The sequence below is a fragment of the Microcystis sp. LE18-22.4A genome, assembly GCF_027531105.1.
Lineage (GTDB): Bacteria > Cyanobacteriota > Cyanobacteriia > Cyanobacteriales > Microcystaceae > Microcystis > Microcystis aeruginosa.
The window spans coordinates 1-1703 of the sequence record NZ_JAPZRB010000531.1 but is presented as its reverse complement, the minus strand read 5'-3'; the positions used below and the strand labels follow the sequence as shown (position 1 = coordinate 1703).

Genomic DNA, 1703 nt, shown 5'->3' with positions numbered 1-1703 from the left:
AGGGTACACAGCTTACCTCATTGAGAAAGTCTAATTCTTCTTGCTTTTTCCAATCGGTCAACATTGAAGAAGTTTGAGCGTAGCCTACTCTTTCTTGCTTTTCGTACCAAGCTTGTGTTCGTTCGTGGAGAGCTTTGTTGTCAACTAATCTTACACAGCCCAAAGTGCGCCGCAATAGCGACTCTTGTTCGGGTGTTGGGTAAAATCGGTAGCGATAGCTTTTCCATGTCTCATATTTTAGCATATATTTCGTAAACGATGCTCATATTTAACAGTAAAGCCAACCTAGAACGGCGGGGTTTCAGACCCAAATTTTCGATGAGATCGACGCGACCAACCTTGTTCTTGTTCGCATTGCTGGTGTCATATCATATTTTAGGATACATGAGATTAAAATCTCGCTCCTTGTTTTCATACTTGGGCTGAAGCCACAAGGCTTTCAACGGCAAGAATTTAGGTAACTCATGGGATTCTCCTAATCGCTAGATAAATTTACAGGAATAATAGAACATTAGTATTAATAACGTAGGGGTCCACCGTAACCACCGTATAAACCGACTCCGCGGGTACCGGCCCCCACCCCGTAAAAGCCAGGACCGACACCACCACCAACACCAATCCAATCGATAAATAGGGAAGTTGCCCCGCCGGCCTTGGGTAGAGTCCCTTCGATTAGCTTGTAGCTATAAATCAAGTCCTTGCCATCGATGACGGGATTGCTAATCTCGACGACAACTATAGTATTGTCTTGACGACCAGGTTCGTAGACTGAGAGGGTCGCATTGGGGGGATCGTTAGCAAAATTATCTTTTCCTGCCCTGGCTGTCCACTCATCCATATAGGCGGCCATGGTCAGATTACCAGCAATCCGGTTCGGGCGATCGGAAAAGTATAATGTCTGTTTGTTGACGTTCACCAAGCGAATTGTTTTTGTGACGGGATCTACCTGAATATCTTCTGCCGTTTGCACGAACATTAACTGCACTTTTTCTTGAGCAGGAGTAGTCTGGGCTACAGAAATATTGGGCATCCCCCAGCTAGTGATTGCCATGGCCGCTACTCCCAGAAAAAGTGTATAACGAAAACGCTTCAGGGATTTGGTCAATTGATGAGAATTTTTCATGATTGCTCTCCTTAATACCCAGTTTAAATAGACAACAGCTGATAGCGTTTCTCATCAAGATGAAGTATGACGGGATTTGGCGTCATCTCCGGACGACCAGCTACTGTTCCGGCGTTCCGCAGTTCCGTCCTTTCCTAAAACCAGAGACTTCCTACCTCACCATTAAGATAACGCTATATTTGATATTTCCAGTAATTTTCTTAGCCAATATTTAGACTAATTAGGGCTGGCTGAATAAATCTAAAAACCTTGTTGGATAAGACTTTTAGACTTTTTTGCCCTCAAAAAGTTCCGGGCATGGGAGTGATCGGGGGGAAAATTCAGGTACTTTTTCTCTGAAAATTAGGTAATTGACCACCTGAAAATCGGTAAAACCCCACACCCCACACCCTACACCCTGCCCCCACGAAAAACTTTTTGCCGCAAACCCTAGATAAAACTATCATCGGAAATTTTGGGTCTGAAACCCCGCCGTTCTAGGTTGGCTTTACGTTAGAATTAAAAGGCCAGTCTCGAAAACCAAGTGGACGGCGCAGCACCTTGAAAACTCGGCTTAGGGGGTTCCGACCAGAAAAGCTTG

Annotated in this window: 2 protein-coding genes; both read right to left on the bottom strand. The window is 44.8% G+C overall.

Features of this window, described 5'->3' with window-relative positions; genetic code table 11:
• A partial coding sequence (locus tag O9295_RS22660; protein ID WP_288035537.1) for a helix-turn-helix domain-containing protein occupies positions 1-244 on the bottom strand: 244 nt, incomplete at its 3' end.
• A gap of 273 nt (positions 245-517) precedes the next feature.
• Entirely contained in the window at positions 518-1123 is a 606-nt protein-coding gene (locus tag O9295_RS22655) for a hypothetical protein (protein WP_002799672.1), read from the bottom strand.
• Between the last annotated feature and the right edge of the window lie 580 nt (positions 1124-1703).